This is a genomic window from Providencia sp., from assembly GCF_052096715.1.
Lineage (GTDB): Bacteria > Pseudomonadota > Gammaproteobacteria > Enterobacterales > Enterobacteriaceae > Providencia.
On the sequence record NZ_JBQDNB010000031.1, the window covers coordinates 1 to 17226 of the forward strand.

General features: G+C 41.0%; 14 protein-coding genes. 4 read left to right on the forward strand and 10 right to left on the reverse strand.

Going from position 1 to position 17226, the window contains the following annotated elements; all coding sequences use genetic code 11:
- Positions 1-70: 70 nt before the first annotated feature.
- From tldD to ACTH6U_RS18215, 8 genes are all read right to left on the reverse strand, one after another.
- The gene (gene tldD / locus ACTH6U_RS18180; RefSeq protein ID WP_434719885.1) at positions 71-1516 is read right to left on the reverse strand and encodes a metalloprotease TldD; all 1446 of its coding nucleotides are present in this window, start codon (positions 1514-1516) and stop codon (positions 71-73) included.
- 5 nt (positions 1517-1521) lie between these two features.
- A complete protein-coding gene (nit1, locus tag ACTH6U_RS18185; RefSeq protein ID WP_294106467.1) occupies positions 1522-2382 on the reverse strand; it encodes a deaminated glutathione amidase in 861 nt (286 codons plus the stop codon).
- A complete protein-coding gene (gene yhdP, locus ACTH6U_RS18190; RefSeq protein WP_441832839.1) occupies positions 2382-6173 on the reverse strand; it encodes an AsmA2 domain-containing protein YhdP in 3792 nt (1263 codons plus the stop codon). The genes nit1 and yhdP overlap by 1 nt, the downstream gene beginning before the upstream one ends.
- Positions 6174-6197: 24 nt before the next feature.
- Complete coding sequence (rng, locus tag ACTH6U_RS18195; protein ID WP_294106462.1) at positions 6198-7667, reverse strand: ribonuclease G; 1470 nt, start codon at positions 7665-7667, stop codon at positions 6198-6200.
- Positions 7668-7688: 21 nt separating this feature from the next.
- Entirely contained in the window at positions 7689-8252 is a 564-nt protein-coding gene (locus tag ACTH6U_RS18200; RefSeq protein ID WP_294106460.1) for a Maf family protein, read from the reverse strand.
- Between the two features lie 36 nt (positions 8253-8288).
- The gene (gene mreD / locus ACTH6U_RS18205; RefSeq protein ID WP_294106459.1) at positions 8289-8777 is read right to left on the reverse strand and encodes a rod shape-determining protein MreD; all 489 of its coding nucleotides are present in this window, start codon (positions 8775-8777) and stop codon (positions 8289-8291) included.
- Between the two features lie 41 nt (positions 8778-8818).
- Positions 8819-9781, reverse strand: a complete 963-nt coding sequence (gene mreC / locus ACTH6U_RS18210) for a rod shape-determining protein MreC (RefSeq protein ID WP_294106456.1) — start codon at positions 9779-9781, stop codon at positions 8819-8821.
- Between the two features lie 87 nt (positions 9782-9868).
- Positions 9869-10912, reverse strand: coding sequence for a rod shape-determining protein (locus tag ACTH6U_RS18215; RefSeq protein WP_294106454.1), 1044 nt, complete (start codon positions 10910-10912; stop codon positions 9869-9871).
- Between the two features lie 622 nt (positions 10913-11534).
- On the opposite strand from ACTH6U_RS18215, the gene acuI reads away from it, so the two are divergent.
- The 4 genes from acuI to accC all read left to right on the forward strand — a co-directional run bounded on the left by acuI (position 11535) and on the right by accC (position 15076).
- A complete protein-coding gene (gene acuI, locus ACTH6U_RS18220; protein ID WP_441832840.1) occupies positions 11535-12518 on the forward strand; it encodes an acrylyl-CoA reductase (NADPH) in 984 nt (327 codons plus the stop codon).
- Positions 12519-12766: 248 nt separating this feature from the next.
- Positions 12767-13231 carry a type II 3-dehydroquinate dehydratase gene (aroQ, locus tag ACTH6U_RS18225; protein WP_294106953.1) on the forward strand — a complete coding sequence of 155 codons (465 nt, stop codon included), beginning with the start codon at positions 12767-12769 and terminating at the stop codon, positions 13229-13231.
- Positions 13232-13249: 18 nt separating this feature from the next.
- Positions 13250-13717, forward strand: a complete 468-nt coding sequence (accB, locus tag ACTH6U_RS18230) for an acetyl-CoA carboxylase biotin carboxyl carrier protein (RefSeq protein WP_294106450.1) — start codon at positions 13250-13252, stop codon at positions 13715-13717.
- Between the two features lie 12 nt (positions 13718-13729).
- Entirely contained in the window at positions 13730-15076 is a 1347-nt protein-coding gene (gene accC / locus ACTH6U_RS18235) for an acetyl-CoA carboxylase biotin carboxylase subunit (RefSeq protein ID WP_294106448.1), read from the forward strand.
- 125 nt (positions 15077-15201) lie between these two features.
- On the opposite strand, the gene ACTH6U_RS18240 is transcribed toward accC, so the two are convergent.
- Positions 15202-16452, reverse strand: coding sequence for an anaerobic sulfatase maturase (locus tag ACTH6U_RS18240; protein ID WP_441832841.1), 1251 nt, complete (start codon positions 16450-16452; stop codon positions 15202-15204).
- Between the two features lie 35 nt (positions 16453-16487).
- Positions 16488-17204 carry a GntR family transcriptional regulator gene (locus ACTH6U_RS18245; RefSeq protein ID WP_294106444.1) on the reverse strand — a complete coding sequence of 239 codons (717 nt, stop codon included), beginning with the start codon at positions 17202-17204 and terminating at the stop codon, positions 16488-16490.
- Positions 17205-17226: the final 22 nt, after the last annotated feature.

Here is a 17226-nt window from a genome sequence, read left to right on the forward strand (position 1 = left end):
GCCGTGTTAGCTACGCTCACTCACCCTAGTCACCTACTTTTGTAGGCTCCTAGGGATATTGTATGGGGAGCTATGCCGTACCACCCACTGTCAATTTGTCGAGTTTCAAGGTTGGTTGACCAACACCTACAGGCACGCTTTGTCCTTCTTTACCGCAAACACCAACGCCTTGGTCTAAGGCTAAATCATTACCGACCATGGAAATTTGCTGCATTGCTTCAACCCCAGAGCCAATCAAGGTTGCGCCTTTTACTGGCGAGGTGATTTTTCCGTTTTCAATCAAATACGCTTCAGATGTTGAGAACACAAATTTACCTGACGTAATATCGACCTGACCACCACCAAAGTTTGGTGCATAAATCCCTTTTTCGACACTGGCAATTATTTCTTCCGGTGTTGAAGAACCCGCCAACATATAGGTATTTGTCATACGAGGCATCGGTAAATGGGCATAAGATTCACGACGTGCATTACCTGTTGGTGCAACACCCATTAATCGTGCATTCAGTTTATCCTGAATATAATTACGCAAAATACCATTTTCTATTAGGACGTTATATTGGCCAGGTACACCTTCATCGTCGACCGCCAATGAACCACGACGCCCCACAATAGTACCGTCATCTACAACAGTACAAAGTGATGATGCAACCTGCTCGCCCATTTGGCCAGAGAACACCGACGTACCGCGACGATTAAAATCACCTTCAAGTCCGTGCCCTACTGCTTCATGTAACAATACACCTGGCCAACCCGCACCTAAAACGACAGGCATCATACCGGCAGGTGCTGCAATAGCCGATAAATTAACTAATGCCATACGCACGGCTTCACGTGCATATTGCTCAGCAATAATTTGACCTTGATGAGTTTCTAAAAAGTATTCATATCCATAACGACCACCGCCGCCACTCGCACCACGTTCACGCTTACCATCATGCTCAACTAATACACTGACCGATAAACGAACTAATGGGCGAATATCAGCGGCTAAAGTACCATCAATGGCTGCGACCAATATTTGCTCATACACACCGGTTAAACTGGCATTAACTTCAATGACACGAGGGTCTTCTGCTCTTGCGATTTGATCAACACGGTGCAGCAAATCAATTTTCTGCTCACGAGATAAACTATTTAACGGGTCAGCTTGTGAATATAATTGTTTATATTCAACATTCGTGAGAACTTTCGATTTACCCGAACCGAGCTCACTAACAATACTGCGCGCTGCTGTTGCACTCTGTGTTAGTGCGAGCAGTGAAATTTGATCGGCATAAGCAAAACCGGTTTTTTCGCCGCTAACCGCTCTCACACCTACACCTTGGTCAATGTTATAAGAACCATCTTTGATGATCCTATCTTCAAGCACCCACGACTCATGGAAACTTGACTGAAAAAATAAATCAGCGTAATCAAGATGGCGCTCAGATAGCAGGCCTAAAATGTCATATAGATTTTCTTGCCCAAGACGATTGGCGGTCAGCAAATGGTCGCTGACAGAAGCTAAACTCATATTTATTACTCTTTAGTTGTCGTGTCTTTTTTAATTAATGATGTCAGTTGCGGTCTAAAGCGGTTATGTTTCACCACTTTTATTTGCTCACGCATGACACTCAAACTGTCGGTTTTAATATTCAATACGATGGACGCAACCGCATCCACATTCTTTTTAATCACTTTGCCCCAACCATCAACAGCCATGGTGTGCCCCCAAGTACGGCGAGTACCGCCATGTACTCCAACTTGGGCAGGCGCTAAAACATAGCATTGGTTTTCAATCGCTCTGGCACGTAATAAAGGTTCCCAATGGGCTTGCCCTGTATAGCGTGTAAATGCAGCAGGTACAGAAATAATTTCAGCGCCTTGTTCACGTAATGCTTGAAATAAGCCGGGGAAACGTAAATCATAACAAATTGTCATACCTAAGCGCCCAACAGGGGTATCAACAACCGTGATGTGTTCACCACGTTGATAAATGACCGATTCGTTATAGGTACCTTGTTCATCTTCAAGATTCACATCAAACATATGAATTTTATCATAACGCGCTTTGATGTTACCTTCTGAATCAAATAATAGGCTAGTGCTCGTAATGCGCTCAGGATCTTCACGGCTAATCATTGGCATCGAACCTATTAAAATCCATAGGTTATAACGTTTCGCCATCGCGCTGATCGCATCTTGTAATGGGCCTTTACCTTCCACTTCTGCCTTTTTACGGTAAGTGGCTGCATCTGCAAATAACAGTGCATTTTCAGGCGTTAATACCAATTCAACCGATTCTGGCAGCTGTTTGATCTGTTGTTCTATCTGCGCCAAATTGTGTTTAGTATTATTTCCGCTACATAACTGCAAAAGTGCAACGTTGCCATTTTTCATTACTCTTGAGTCTCCTTTAGTTGACGTAATACTTCATCAATTTTTGGCTCGTCCATACTACCGGTAACACGGTACCGAATAACGGAGATTTTACTCCATAGCGGCCCGAGCACTTTAGACGCCGCAAATACGGCTGCTCCTGCAAATGGATTAATCACAAATGCAGTTGCTACACCTACTGTAGCAGAAATTTCAGGTGTAATGACCGCCTCTAAATTAATTTGACGTTTAACTAAATCAATTTCACCGTTTAATGCAATATCTGCCACTAATCCATCAAGGTATAAATTTTTTGATGAGAGAATACCATTATGAATAGAAGCATTCCCTTTAATCGAATCAAAATCAAAATCATCACTGAAAGTATCGCGAAAATCTAATCGAAGTTTACGCAATAAAGCATCAAAACTGACTAAGCGTAAAATTTGACCCGCGCGACCGCCGCCCATTTGCGCAATAGCGCCTTTACCCAGATTAGCGGATAACTTACCATTTAAAGTCGCTAAATCAGGTGACCAAGGCACATTTTTCCAATTCAAATCAAACTCAATAGTATAAGGCGATTCAATAATCGGCACTAAAATACCGAGATAAGCTGCGGTTTCATCAAATGCCTCTCCCGTTAAAGAGCCTGCTATTTCAGTTTCATTAACCTTGCCACCACGCCATAAAGCATCTAGTTTTAGCTGCGCAGCACTATTGTTAAGTGTCCCACCCGTTAACTTCAATACATCCCCTTGAGGTTGCAAATTGGCTTTAATTTCACCCAATTTTTGCCCGCCAACCCAGCAATCTCGACAATGAATATTAATCGCAGGCCAACGGCTGAAATTAAATTCTGAAGGTTGTGTTGGGTCATTCTGCGAATCAGAAAAAGAAGAGGGGTTGTAATACAGATAATCAGCCGTTAAAACCCAAGGCAGATGCTCAAAAATTTGCAACTGTCCTTTTAGATTTTCACTTTCGACACTCACCAGTTGCTCACTGGTCCACAAGTTGTATGAAAAACTGACATCTTTCCATGTCTGCCCAGCTAAATAAAGGGATGGAGCCTTCACTTGTACAATTTCAGGTAACCCAACTTTAGCGACACCACCACCCACATTAGAAGACAAAAATGAGCTACCCAACTTTTCCCAATTCACATCTGTTATTGCAGGTAAATCGACTAAAATAATCGCTGTTTTAGGTAAATCAAGGGTCTTGCCATTCCACTTAGCGATATGCGCTTTTTGCAGTTTTAACGGGTCGCTATTTAGCAGCCATTCAGTATTAAAACCAAGACGTTGGCCAATATCCCCGCTCACAACGAGCTGTTCCGTTGTTCCCTTAGCCTGTACATTTATTTGGCCAAGCTGCTGTAAAAGTGCACTATCAAGTGCGGGTAATTGGCTTTTTAACTGTTTCAGTCCGGCGGTAATCTCAATGTCTAATGCCGGTTTTGCTTTTATTGAATCTGGTAAAGTTATCTTAATATGACTTTTCCAATCACTGGTTCCAGAAACTTTCTGTTTAATCTCATTCGGGATCATCGCCAATTTATTCAAAGCCCAATTACCCGTTAAATTAACATCAACTTGATAATCTTTGCTTCCCGCCAATGTTGAAAAATCAACAGAAATTGGCTGACCAAACCATTGCGCTTGAATTTGATCGCTCGTCAAATCGCCATTATTAAATCGAAAACTGCCCGTTAATGCCGATAGTTTGCTATCAATAGGTTGGATGTATAAATCATTTTTATTGAGATTGACCTGCCCTTTCGCGACAACATCTTTGCCCTCAGAAAGTGGAATAGACAACTCGAGATTGCCATTGACCACACCACCGATTTGTAACTCTTCTAGCGTATCTCCAATCGAATGCTTCATTGGCGTATGCGTGAAATACTGCTGAATTTGCGATCCCGTGCCACTGATGCCCGCATCGATAAATAACATTTCATCATGATAATTACGAATAACGGCATCTAAATTTGTTGCTGTCGCATTGCCTAACTTAACGCTATCAGTATGCATCGCAAGACTTGCACGTTTAAAATCAAGGTCAAGGTCTAAATTTAATAGCGCGGGCCATTGATCATCATATTCAAAAGTTGCCTCTCTCAGTGGCACAAAGACCTGAAACTGACCATCGTTATTATCATAAGGGAAATGTGCTGGATCTCCTTTATATACCAACGTTGCGTTATCTACATGACCCGCAATAATGGCTTTTGTCAGATAATCAGCAACATCTTGTCCCATTAATTTTTGTGGAAAATAACGCCAGGCATCACCTGCATCCTCTAAGCGTATTCCAGCAAGAATAGCGAGATCGGCATAAGGGTCTTTTTTCGCTTGCGCATAGGTAAATTCACCATTTACCCACAAAGATTTAGCTTGGACATCCAGTGACTGGCTCCATAATTTAAATTCACTGTCGTTATTCAACCAATTTAACTGGCCTGTAGCACGGCTTATTTCAAAAGGAGCTTTAAATTCATCCTGATAATCAACATCACTATTGAGTAATGAAAAAGAGAGATTTCCGCCGTCCGTTCCGCCATTCAATACGCCACTAAAGTGATTAACAGAAGGTAATTGCTTCCATTTTTTCCAGCTAACATCCTGCCAATCCATACTTATTTGTGTATGCTCAACAGTGTCCTGCGTTACATCTAGGGAGAACTCAGTGACGACACCTGTTGGCTGACGGTGTTGCCAATCTTGTACCATGTCAGGGGTGACAAACGAAAATGTAGGCAACACTTCACTAAGGCGCTCAAGTTCAATATTTTTAGCGCGAATTCGCCAATGGTCCTTATTTTGATATTTTTTTGATGAAGGCAAATAAAGAACAGAAACACTACCTTGAGGCCAAATGTATTCATTGGTTTTTAACGTATCAAGCTCTGGAATATTAAATAACCATCCATTACCTTGACGCTTCATTCGGACTAATAAATCATTAACTTGCAGGTTTTGCGTTAACTCATCGCTTCCCCAATTAGCTTCGCCCTGACGTAATTGGACAAGACCATTATCGATACGGCTATTTTTAATCGTCACCCAAGAAGAAAGACTGAAATTAGCATCTCGCAAACTGGTATTTTCACGCAACCAACGACTTAACCAAGGTTGCATATCAATATTATCGGCCTGTAAATAGAAAATACCGTCACTCAAAGTACCATTTTTATCAGATACATCGAGTTTGATTTGTAAGTAACTACGCTGCTTATTAAGCGTTTCAAGGCTAACGAATCCTTGAGCACGATGACGTTCATTTTGATTGAGCCAAGAAAGCTCAGGTAAAATCAGCGTCATTTTTTGTTCAGAGGGGGTAAGAAAAGTGAATTGGCTATTTTTTAAGACGAAGTGATCAAATTGATGTAAAAACAGATCTTCAATGCCATCAAAGGATTGATCGTTAGTTGACCCATCTAAACTAAATGGCGTTTTATGATCAACATTGAGTTGATAAAATGTCAGATCGCGAAAACGCCAGCGCAGTGAAAACAGTGAATGCCAAATATCCAATTCAACTGTAATTTTACTGATGCTCGCATCTGTCGTTTCACTTTTAAGAGCAACATCCGACAAGGTAAATACAGGGCCAAAATATTGCCAAGCCCCATCAATATTACCGATTTGTAATGCAATATCTGCACGTTTTTCAATATAAGAAACAATATCTTGCCGATAGCTATTAATGTTTGGTAAGAAAAAGCGTAGCCCCGTCAACACTAACGCGCAAAGCAACAATACAACAGCTGTCGTTACTAATACAACGCGTGGCAGTCGTTTCACCGATTTCTCCTATGCACGAATGTGCTACATCATCACGACATCAAAACGTTCCTGACTATACAAAGGTTCAGTCTGAACTTTAACTTGTTTACCCACGAAAATCTCAACCTCAGCTAAAGCATGTGACTCATCACCTTTGAGTACATCAACAACTGATTGGGCAGCGTAAACTAAGAATCTATCGGCATCGATAGTACGGTGAACCCTAACTATCTCACGTAAAATTTCATAACACACGGTTTCAACCGATTTTACCGTTCCTCGACCTTGGCAAGTCGGGCAATCGTCACACAGAACATGTTCAAGACTTTCTCTGGTACGTTTACGGGTCATTTCCACTAAACCAAGCTGCGAAAAATGACTGATCGTTGTTTTCACTTTATCTTTGCTTAAAGCTTGCTCTAATGAAGCTAAAACGCGTCGACGATGTTCAGCATCTGTCATATCGATAAAATCAATAATAATAATCCCACCTAAATTTCTCAGGCGCAATTGTCTCGCAATAGATTGAGTCGCTTCAATGTTAGTATTAAAAATGGTCTCTTCAAGATTACGATGACCAACAAAAGCCCCCGTATTGATATCAATGGTGGTCATTGCTTCTGTCTGATCGATAATCAGGTAACCACCTGATTTTAATTCAACTTTTCTTTCCATTGCCCGTTGAATTTCATTTTCAACATCAAAAAGGTCAAAAATAGGTTGATTGCCTTGGTAAAGCTCAAGCTTTGCCGTCATTTCAGGCACATACTCTTCAACAAACTCTTGGAGTTGAGTATAGGTCAAACGGGAGTCAACACGAATTCTATCGAGTGATGCCCCAGCAAAATCACGAATAATTCGATATGCGAGAGAAAGCTCGCCATAAATTTTTGTCCGCGTGACATTGCGCTTTTTACGCTCAATGACTTTAGCCCATAAACGTTTTAAAAATGCAGCATCTTGCTTAACTTCTTCTTCACCGACACCTTCTGCCGCAGTACGAATGATAAACCCACCGTTTTCATCACAGTACTGAGCCACACAAGACTTTAAACGCTCCCGCTCAGTCTCACTATCAATACGCTGAGAAACGCCAACATGGGACGCCCCAGGCATAAAAACTAAATAACGAGAAGGTAATGTAATATCTGTAGTTAATCGCGCACCTTTAGTACCCAGAGGGTCTTTCACCACTTGTACAATCAGGTCTTGACCTTGTTTAACTAATTCCGCGATATCTCTGACATGAAAGTTTTTTCGCTCATCACCCGCAATACATTCAGTATGTGGCATGATGTCGGAAGCGTGCAAAAAAGCGGCTTTATCCAGACCAATATCAACAAAGGCCGCCTGCATACCCGGCAACACACGACTCACACGGCCTTTGTAAATATTCCCTACTAGTCCTCTTTTTGCTTCTCGCTCAACATGTATTTCTTGTAAAATTCCACCATCGATATAAGCAACGCGCGTTTCAGATGGTGTAATGTTTACTAATAGCTCTGCAGTCATAAGTTTCCCTTACCATCAACCTTACGCTAAAAATTGCTGTATTAATTCATCTGTTTCGACCAACGGTAAACCAACAACAGCATGGTAGCTACCATTAATGCGACGAATAAAACGCCCACCAATGCCTTGTATACCATAAGCGCCGGCTTTATCCATTGGTTCGCCTGATTGGATATAATCATGTATTTCTGACAAAGATAACTCGCGGAATGTCACATCTGTCACAATCAGTGAATTTAACGTCAAACGACTGTCCGATAATGCAATCGCCGTCATCACCTGATGTGTATGTCCGGATAATGTACGCAGTATTTCTTCGGCATGTGCGGCATCACGCGGCTTTTCTAATATTTCTCCGTTTAGGACAACAATTGTATCAGCACCTAAAACGGGTCTATCTTGTGGTGCAATCGCGACACCTGCCAACGATTTTTCTCTTGCTAAACGTTGTACATATTCTTGCGGTTGTTCTCCTTGCTGCCATTTTTCTTCCACTTCAGGACGTAAAATTTCAAAATGGTAGTCAAGTAATTGCACCAGTTCCCGTCTTCTCGGTGAACCTGATGCCAAATAAATCAGACTCATAAGCAATATTTCCAATGCTTGCCGACAGCTAAAGTCTTAACACACTGAGAACTGACGACGAATTTTTCGTAATAACAAAAATAACCATGGCCACAGAATACCATTCACTGGACTATTCCAGAATACTTGTGGATGGAATAATACCTGTGAAGATAGAAATTCAGCCCAAAAGACTGATAAATCTTGAATTACGGTAAGAAAGGCGATGACTAAGGCTTGCTGCCAAAGTGCCATATTTCTTAATAATTGATGCTTATACGAGACGAGGTAGCAAATAATGCTAAATGAAAGGCCATGAACCCCTAATGCCGAGCCTTGAATAGAATCGACAATCACACCTAAAACAAAGCTTGTTCCGACGCTAACACGATGAGGTAACGCCATCACCCAATAAATCAGGATTAATAATAGCCATGTGGGACGATAGAAAGCTAATTGTTCAGGCCAAGGCATCACTTGCAGGATCAATGCAATAAAAAAAGATAACCAAATAATGCCACGACCATTGCCACGGTATTCATCCATTTAGTTAATTCTCCTACCCATAACCATATTGTTTACCCTTATTATGGCTGTGGTTCCGGCGATGGTGGCAATGGTGGCCCTTGTATTTCGCTCGGATTAGGCAGCACTTGAGGAAGAACTTTCATCAAACGCTCATTTGCCGCACGATAAACTTCAGACGGTGGCATTGGAACCGCAGGTTCACTCCCATTACCCCATAATAATAATAAATAACGTAGTCGTTGAAGCTCTGCACTTGGCCTTGCACTGATTATTGTATAAGCCCGTTGAGTATCATGCTTTACCGCTGACACAACAGCAACAGGATAACCTTCAGGAAAACGACCACCAAGACCGGAAGTCACAAGCACATCGCCCACACGAATATCCGTATTTTCAGGTAATGGCTCCAATAAAAGGTCATCTGCACATCCAGAACCCGCAGCAATCACACGAACATCATTGCGTAAAACTTGCACGGGTAACGCATGAGCCGTATCGCAAATCAATAAAACCCGGCTATTAAAATAGCTCACACCAACGACTTGGCCAACAACGCCTTTATCACTAATTACGGGCTGCCCTTCATACACGCCTTCATTACTGCCTTTATCAATGACAACTTGGTCACGATAAGGTGTATTGGCACCTGAAATGACTTGGGTCACCATCATGTGCTCATCTTGACGAAGTGGCGAACCTAACAACTCTCTCAAACGGGAATTTTCTTGTTTTAATTGTTCGAGAAGCAGGTTATCCGCTTTTTTGAGTAATAGTTCCTGACTCAACGCTTTATTTTCAAATTGAAGTTGTGAACGTGAAGAAAAGCTCTCAGAAACATTATCAAGAAATTGGCGCGGTCCGTTCGCTAAAAAATAGAACGGGCTGACTGCCGTGTCTAAATAGTTACGGATTTTATTGAAAGGCTCAAAACGATGGTCAATCACCACCAGCACTAATGCAATTATGACTGCAAAAAAGATGCGTAACTGTAGGGATGGGCCTCGCCTAAAAATTGGCTTCATGAGTGGCAGAGTTTCGCTAATGTCAGAGAATCAAAAAAGTCAAAGCAGCGGCTGGAGCAATTTTCCCCAGCCGGCCTATGGCGTTATTTAGTCTTCGCTAAACAGGTCACCACCGTGCATATCAATCATCTCTAACGCTTTACCACCACCACGGGCGACACAAGTCAGAGGATCTTCTGCAACGATTACTGGGATGCCCGTCTCTTCCATTAATAAACGATCTAAGTTACGAAGCAGTGCACCACCACCTGTTAATACCATTCCGCGTTCTGAGATATCAGACGCTAATTCAGGTGGACACTGTTCTAGCGCTAACATTACGGCACTAACAATACCAGTTAGTGGTTCTTGCAACGCTTCTAGAATTTCATTTGAATTCATTTTAAAGCCGCGTGGAACCCCTTCCGCTAGGTTACGACCACGAACTTCAATTTCGAGAACTTCATCTGTCGGAAATGCAGAACCGATACCGTGTTTGATCCGCTCAGCCGTCGCTTCACCAATCAAAGAACCGTAGTTACGACGGACGTAATTGATAATAGCTTCGTCAAAACGGTCACCACCAATACGCACTGAAGAGGAGTACACGACACCATTTAGTGAAATAACAGCTACTTCAGTAGTACCACCACCGATATCCACAACCATTGAACCTGTTGCTTCTGAAACAGGTAAGCCAGCCCCAATAGCGGCAGCCATTGGCTCTTCAATTAAGAAGACTTCACGAGCACCTGCACTTAATGCAGATTCACGAATAGCTTTACGTTCAACTTGCGTCGCGCCGACCGGTACGCAGACCAGTACGCGAGGGCTTGGACGCAGAAAACTATTACTGTGCACTTGCTTGATGAAATGCTGTAACATTTTTTCTGTCAGATAAAAGTCAGCGATAACCCCATCTTTCATCGGTCTGATTGCTGAAATATTACCCGGTGTACGTCCCAGCATCTGTTTAGCTTCACCACCAACCGCAGCCACGCTTTTTGACGAGCCTGAGCGATCTTGACGAATAGCAACAACAGAGGGTTCATTTAATTTTACGCCTTGTCCTTTGACATAGATGAGGGTGTTGGCTGTACCCAAGTCAATCGACAAATCATTAGAAAACATGCCACGAAATTTTTTAAACATAACGAAAGGGTTATCCTGCAAGCTGGGGACGAATATAAACCCGTCTACTCTACCAACCACTCGAAGCAGCCTCAAGGCGTTAATGAGGTGTTTCTCTAAATATGGTTAATTCATCTGTGGGTTACACACTTTAACTGTACATGCTTCTTTTCCAAACGAAGCAGATAAAAACTTCAAAAATAGTTATTAATTCAAGCCATACTCATCATTGCGTAAAATTACGCATATTTTGAATTAAACAACCCTTTTTTAGCTGTTATATGCTCCATCCTTTTTCATTCAATCAATGTGACAAGTTATTCTATCTACAAGTTCAAATAATAATAAGATATTTTAATTATTGCTACGTACTGGCTCATTTTATAATGAAACAGCTGTACCCAACGATGGTTCGCTCTATATTATCAACTAGAAATAATCCATATTTATATCAGTATGCAAAATGAATTCGTCACAGTGCGATATTCTGCATGATAAATGCCTATTTATGCCAGAAAAAAAATGCATTTTTACAAATTAATTACATAAACTAGCGCCTAAATACCGTACTGATACCAATAAAAGCAATTTTGATATGATAAGTTAATCGAATACATAGTTAATCACTTATTAGGAGTGAACAATGAAAGCCCTCGTTCTCCAGCAACAAGCGGAAAAAATTGTCCCTGAAATTTTAGCATTATCGACAGATAAACTACCATCAGGTGACGTCATCGTTGATATTCACTGGTCAACACTTAACTACAAAGATGCCCTTGCTATCAATGGCAAAGCTGGCGTCGTCCGCAATTATCCAATGGTACCTGGTATCGATTTTTCCGGCGTCATCCATCACAGTGAAGATCCTCGATTTCACGTGGGTCAGCATGTCTTACTGACCGGATGGGGAGTAGGTGAAACTCATTGGGGTGGCCTTGCAACCCAAGCAAGAGTCCCAGCCGATTATTTAACCCCTTTACCTGAAACACTTTCCTTGCGAAAAGCAATGGTTATTGGTACCGCTGGTTTCACGGCAATGCTTTGTGTTAATGCATTAGAAGAGGCAGGCATTACACCCGATAAAGGCGAAGTTGTCGTAAGTGGGGCAAGTGGTGGAGTCGGCAGCGTTGCTATTCAACTATTAACCGCTCTTGGCTATGATGTGGTGGCGATTTCTGGTCGTGAAGAAAATAGCGATTACTTACGCAGTATCGGCGCTAAAAAAATCTTACCTCGCAGCGACTATACTCATCCGGCAAAGCCTTTAGGAAAACAGCTTTGGGCGGGTGCCATTGATACAGTTGGTGGCGATCTTCTTGCCAATTTACTAGCACAAATTAGCTATAATGGCGCCGTTGCAGCTTGCGGTTTAGCAGGTGGATTTACCTTACCCACCACAGTGATGCCATTTATTTTACGCAATGTGCGCTTACAAGGTGTCGATTCAGTGTATTACCCAGCGGCGAAGCGTTCAAAAGTATGGGAGCGCTTGGCACAGCTACTGCCTGAATCATTCTACGAACAAATCAGTTCTGAAATTACATTAGAACAATCAGTAGAATATGCAAAAAAACTCTTAAATAATCAGGTAACAGGGCGTACCCTTGTTAATCTTCGCGCTGAATAACGCGATTTGTGCGGTTCCATATTTATTTTGCATCATTAAGTAAAAGTATGGATTACCGCACAATTTATAAAATAATTTCGGGTAATTTCTCTGATAAGACCAGTATTTTGCTGCTATATGCTACGAAATAATTATAATGCGTTCTTTGTCAGCCAAAAATCTATTTATTTTCATGATAAGAGATGACAAACCGCCTACATCAGGTTATGTTGTCGGACTATTGGCGTATCGTCGGAGTTAGCAGCACAATGACAGAAGATATTCACATTTTGCTTCTTAATGGACCAAACCTAAACCTGCTAGGAACGAGGGAACCTGATAAGTACGGTACTCAAACGCTTACAGGTATTGTGTCCAAGCTAACACTAGAAGCTGAAAAGTTAGGTGTAAAATTAAGTCATTTTCAATCAAATGCAGAACATGAACTGATTGATACAATTCATGCTGCACGAGGTAATACTGATTTTATTCTAATTAATCCAGCGGCATTCACGCATACTAGCGTTGCCTTACGTGATGCATTACTGGCAGTGGCACTCCCGTTTATCGAGATCCACCTATCTAATGTGCATGCAAGAGAACCATTTCGCCAACATTCTTATTTATCCGACCAAGCTGTCGGTGTAATTTGTGGTCTTGGTGCTGATGGTTACAGTTTTGCTTTACAGGCAGCGGTTAACCGTCTGCATCTAATTAATTCAATTAAAATATAAGAGTACGGAATCATATCCATGGATATTCGTAAAATTAAAAAGCTGATCGAACTAGTCGAAGAGTCTGGCATTTCTGAACTGGAAATTTCTGAAGGTGAAGAGTCAGTACGTATCAGCCGCTTAGCACCAGCGTCTCAAATGATGCCGGCACCTCAACAATTTTATTCCGCTCCTGCTGCGCCACAACCTGCACTTGCTAACGCAGTTGCTGTTGTTCAAGAAGCCGCTTCAGTAGCACCTGCTGTTGTTTCTGGTCACCAAGTTCGTTCCCCAATGGTTGGAACCTTCTACCGCGCACCAAGCCCAGAAGCAAAATCTTTTGTTGAAGTTGGTCAAACAGTTAGCGTAGGTGATCCTCTTTGTATCGTTGAAGCGATGAAGATGATGAACCAAATTGAAGCAGATAAAGCCGGCGTTGTTAAAGCCATTCTGTTGCAAAACGGTGATGCAGTAGAATTTGACGAGCCATTGGTTGTTATCGAGTAACGAGGCGTTTCCATGCTGGAAAAAATTGTTATCGCTAACCGTGGAGAGATTGCACTGCGCATTCTACGTGCCTGTAAAGAACTAGGCATTAAGACTGTGGCGGTTCACTCCACGGCAGATAGAGATCTAAAACACGTGTTGCTGGCAGATGAAACCATTTGTATTGGCCCAGCAGCATCAGCAAAAAGCTACCTGAATATTCCTGCAATTATTTCTGCGGCTGAAATTTCAGGTGCGCAAGCTATTCACCCAGGATATGGTTTCCTGTCTGAAAATGCTGATTTTGCAGAACAAGTTGAACAATCCGGATTTATTTTTATCGGACCAAAAGCTGAAACCATCCGCCTAATGGGTGATAAAGTCTCAGCGATTAAAGCGATGAAAATTGCAGGTGTTCCATGCGTACCGGGCTCTGATGGCCCTCTTGGCAATGACACTGAAAAAAATAAAGCTATTGGCAAACGCATTGGTTACCCAGTAATCATTAAAGCGTCTGGCGGTGGTGGTGGTCGCGGTATGCGTGTTGTTCGTAATGAGAAAGATTTGGAATCATCAATAAATCTGACTCGTGCAGAAGCAAAAGCCGCATTCAATAATGACATGGTTTACATGGAGAAATACCTTGAAAATCCACGTCATATTGAAATCCAAGTGATGGCTGATGGTCAAGGACATGCTATTTATTTAGCAGAACGTGACTGTTCAATGCAACGTCGTCACCAAAAAGTCGTTGAAGAAGCACCAGCACCGGGCATTACTCCTGAAATTCGCCGCAATATCGGTGAACGTTGTGCTAACGCTTGTATCGAAATCGGCTATCGTGGTGCAGGTACGTTTGAATTCCTGTTCGAAAATGGTGAATTTTATTTCATTGAAATGAATACCCGTATTCAAGTTGAACATCCAGTGACAGAAATGATCACCGGTATTGACTTGATTAAAGAACAGTTGCGTATTGCTTCAGGTATGCCTTTATCTGTGAAGCAAGAAGAAATTGTTGTGCACGGTCATGCTGTTGAGTGTCGTATCAACGCAGAAGACCCGCATACCTTCCTGCCTAGTCCAGGTACAATCACACGTTTCCACTCTCCAGGTGGTTTTGGTGTGCGTTGGGAGTCACATATTTACGCAGGCTACACCGTACCTCCGTATTATGACTCAATGATTGGTAAACTTATTACTTTCGGTGAGACCCGTGAAATTGCCATTTCTCGAATGAAAAATGCGCTAAATGAACTAATCATCGATGGCATTAAGACCAATATTGAACTGCACCAAATGATCATGAATGATGAGAATTTCCAAAAAGGTGGTACTAACATCCACTATTTGGAGAAAAAGCTGGGTATTCAGGATTAATTTACTGAATCTCTGATATTTTAGTCATCGTCAATCGATACCGGAAAGTTCTACTTTCCGGTATTTTTTTATCTCTTATTAAGAAGTTATGACTAGCTGTCTTTTATCAGATTCGACAGAGAAAACTAATTTACCTGTCTGATAGGAATATTATTAGTGACTACATGGGATTGATGAAATAAATGCAAATTGTCCATTATGGATGTAGGTGATCGATAATATTTCAGTTCATTCGCCATAAATCGCATATAAGGATCAATATGAGAGAAAATAGCCTTATACCCCTCACATAAATGATTATGCCATTTATTTTCTACTTTTAATGTTCGATGTTTCGGACAACCACCATGACAAGCAAATTTAAACTCACACTGCTGACATGCGGTAGAAAGATTTAATTTTTGCTGCCCAAAACGCTGCTGCTGTTTACTATAAACTAATTTATTAAGTGGCTTAGTTAATAAATTACCTAATTTAAATTCGGGATAAACAAAATGGTCGCAACTATAAATATCCCCATTTTGTTCTGCAACTAATCCATAACCACAGGAAGGCTGCATCACACAAAAACTAGGCATATCCCCAGACCACGCGGCAAGTGAATTATCAAATAACTGCACAAAAACTTTACCGACATCTTTTTTAACCCATAGATCAAACACTTTTTTAATAAAGTCACCGTACTGCTTACCGGTAATTGACCATGGCGTTAATTGTTTACTTCCCGCTTCTTGTGGGTAGCTTAAGTGTTGTACTGGCATGTTTTGCATTTCATGCTCAACAACTGGGATAAATTGAACATGATTAACATGTAAAACTTCAGTAATAAACCGATAAATTTCTTCCGGGTATTTTGCTGTTTCATTATTAATAACCGTTAAAATATTAAAATCAATTTGATGCTCTTTTAATAAATTAATCGCATTAATAACTTTATTAAATACTGAATTACCAGAATTTGATTTACGATAAATATCATGAAGCCAATCGGGGCCATCGAGTGAAATCCCCACTAAAAATTGGTGTTCTTTTAAAAACGCAGCCCATTCAGAATTCAATAAAACCCCATTAGTTTGCAGGCTATTATAAATCTGTTTACCATTGCTATAACGTTTTTGATAATGAATAACTCGCTTAAAGAAGTCCAACCCCGCCATGGTTGGCTCTCCCCCTTGCCAAGTAAAATCAATTTCATTCGCCGGGGATAATGCAATATATTGACGTATATATTCACGTAATACATTATCGTCCATGCATTTTAGTTTTTGATTCCCGAATCCCTGTTGATGCTCTTTTTCAAGATAAAAGCAGTAATCACATTTTAAATTACATTGATAGCTAGTTGGCTTTGCCATAATGTGAAACGCTTTTTTCATAATGACCTTCTTAAGTGATGAAATATAGCTGAATGCTAGCTTCCATTTACTTTATATTCATAATAATCACTAAGATAACTACCTTCCATATACAAAATAGCTTCATTAGCTTTGTTATAATCGATGCGGCGACGCGAAAATACTGGTGTTTTTTCATCGATATTAAGCAACTTCATTTCCTGCTTTGTCGGAATAACTGCAGATAATTTCTCAGTATAATGATTTGAGTTCAGCCCTTGAGACTCTAAGAATAAATAAATGGATTCTTCTAAGTCATGTTCAGTGACGCTTTCAATACAAGGTGAAAAGTAGAAGCAATTGTACTGAATATTTAATTTACCTTTGGCAATAATTCGTTCAACACGGATCAGCTCTGTACCTTGAGCTAAATTCATTATTTCGCAAATTTCAGCATTTGGTGCTATTTTGATTATCGAAATAATTTTACGTTTAACTCGAAGTGTTGGCGCACCCAAAATTTGAGTATGAATAGTCGCATAAGCCTTTTTCGAATTACGAATAACTAACGTACCTACCCCACGAGAACGTTTGACATAACCCTCTTTTTCTAGCTCAGAAAGGGCTCTTCGCGCCGTGATCCGACTAATACCAAACATTTCCTGAAATTCAGCCTCTGTTGGAAAGGTATCATTTTTACGATATTCACCCTTGTTCAGTTTATCGACTAAAATATCATAAACTTGTGCATATAAAGGTTTCGAATGCGCACTGTGATCCAATTGTTTTTTCATATAACCATAATCGCTATTACCC

Bases quoted from the DNA above. Each gene is read 5' to 3' on its own strand.
- tldD (WP_434719885.1), bottom strand. From the start codon at position 1,516: ATGAGTTTAGCTTCTGTCAGCGACCATTTGCTGACCGCCAATCGTCTT.
- nit1 (WP_294106467.1), bottom strand. From the start codon at position 2,382: ATGAAAAATGGCAACGTTGCACTTTTGCAGTTATGTAGCGGAAATAAT.
- rng (WP_294106462.1), bottom strand. From the start codon at position 7,667: ATGACTGCAGAGCTATTAGTAAACATTACACCATCTGAAACGCGCGTT.
- ACTH6U_RS18200 (WP_294106460.1), bottom strand. From the start codon at position 8,252: ATGAGTCTGATTTATTTGGCATCAGGTTCACCGAGAAGACGGGAACTG.
- mreD (WP_294106459.1), bottom strand. From the start codon at position 8,777: ATGGATGAATACCGTGGCAATGGTCGTGGCATTATTTGGTTATCTTTT.
- mreC (WP_294106456.1), bottom strand. From the start codon at position 9,781: ATGAAGCCAATTTTTAGGCGAGGCCCATCCCTACAGTTACGCATCTTT.
- ACTH6U_RS18215 (WP_294106454.1), bottom strand. From the start codon at position 10,912: ATGTTTAAAAAATTTCGTGGCATGTTTTCTAATGATTTGTCGATTGAC.
- acuI (WP_441832840.1), top strand. From the start codon at position 11,535: ATGAAAGCCCTCGTTCTCCAGCAACAAGCGGAAAAAATTGTCCCTGAA.
- aroQ (WP_294106953.1), top strand. From the start codon at position 12,767: ATGACAGAAGATATTCACATTTTGCTTCTTAATGGACCAAACCTAAAC.
- accB (WP_294106450.1), top strand. From the start codon at position 13,250: ATGGATATTCGTAAAATTAAAAAGCTGATCGAACTAGTCGAAGAGTCT.
- accC (WP_294106448.1), top strand. From the start codon at position 13,730: ATGCTGGAAAAAATTGTTATCGCTAACCGTGGAGAGATTGCACTGCGC.
- ACTH6U_RS18240 (WP_441832841.1), bottom strand. From the start codon at position 16,452: ATGAAAAAAGCGTTTCACATTATGGCAAAGCCAACTAGCTATCAATGT.
- ACTH6U_RS18245 (WP_294106444.1), bottom strand. From the start codon at position 17,204: ATGAAAAAACAATTGGATCACAGTGCGCATTCGAAACCTTTATATGCA.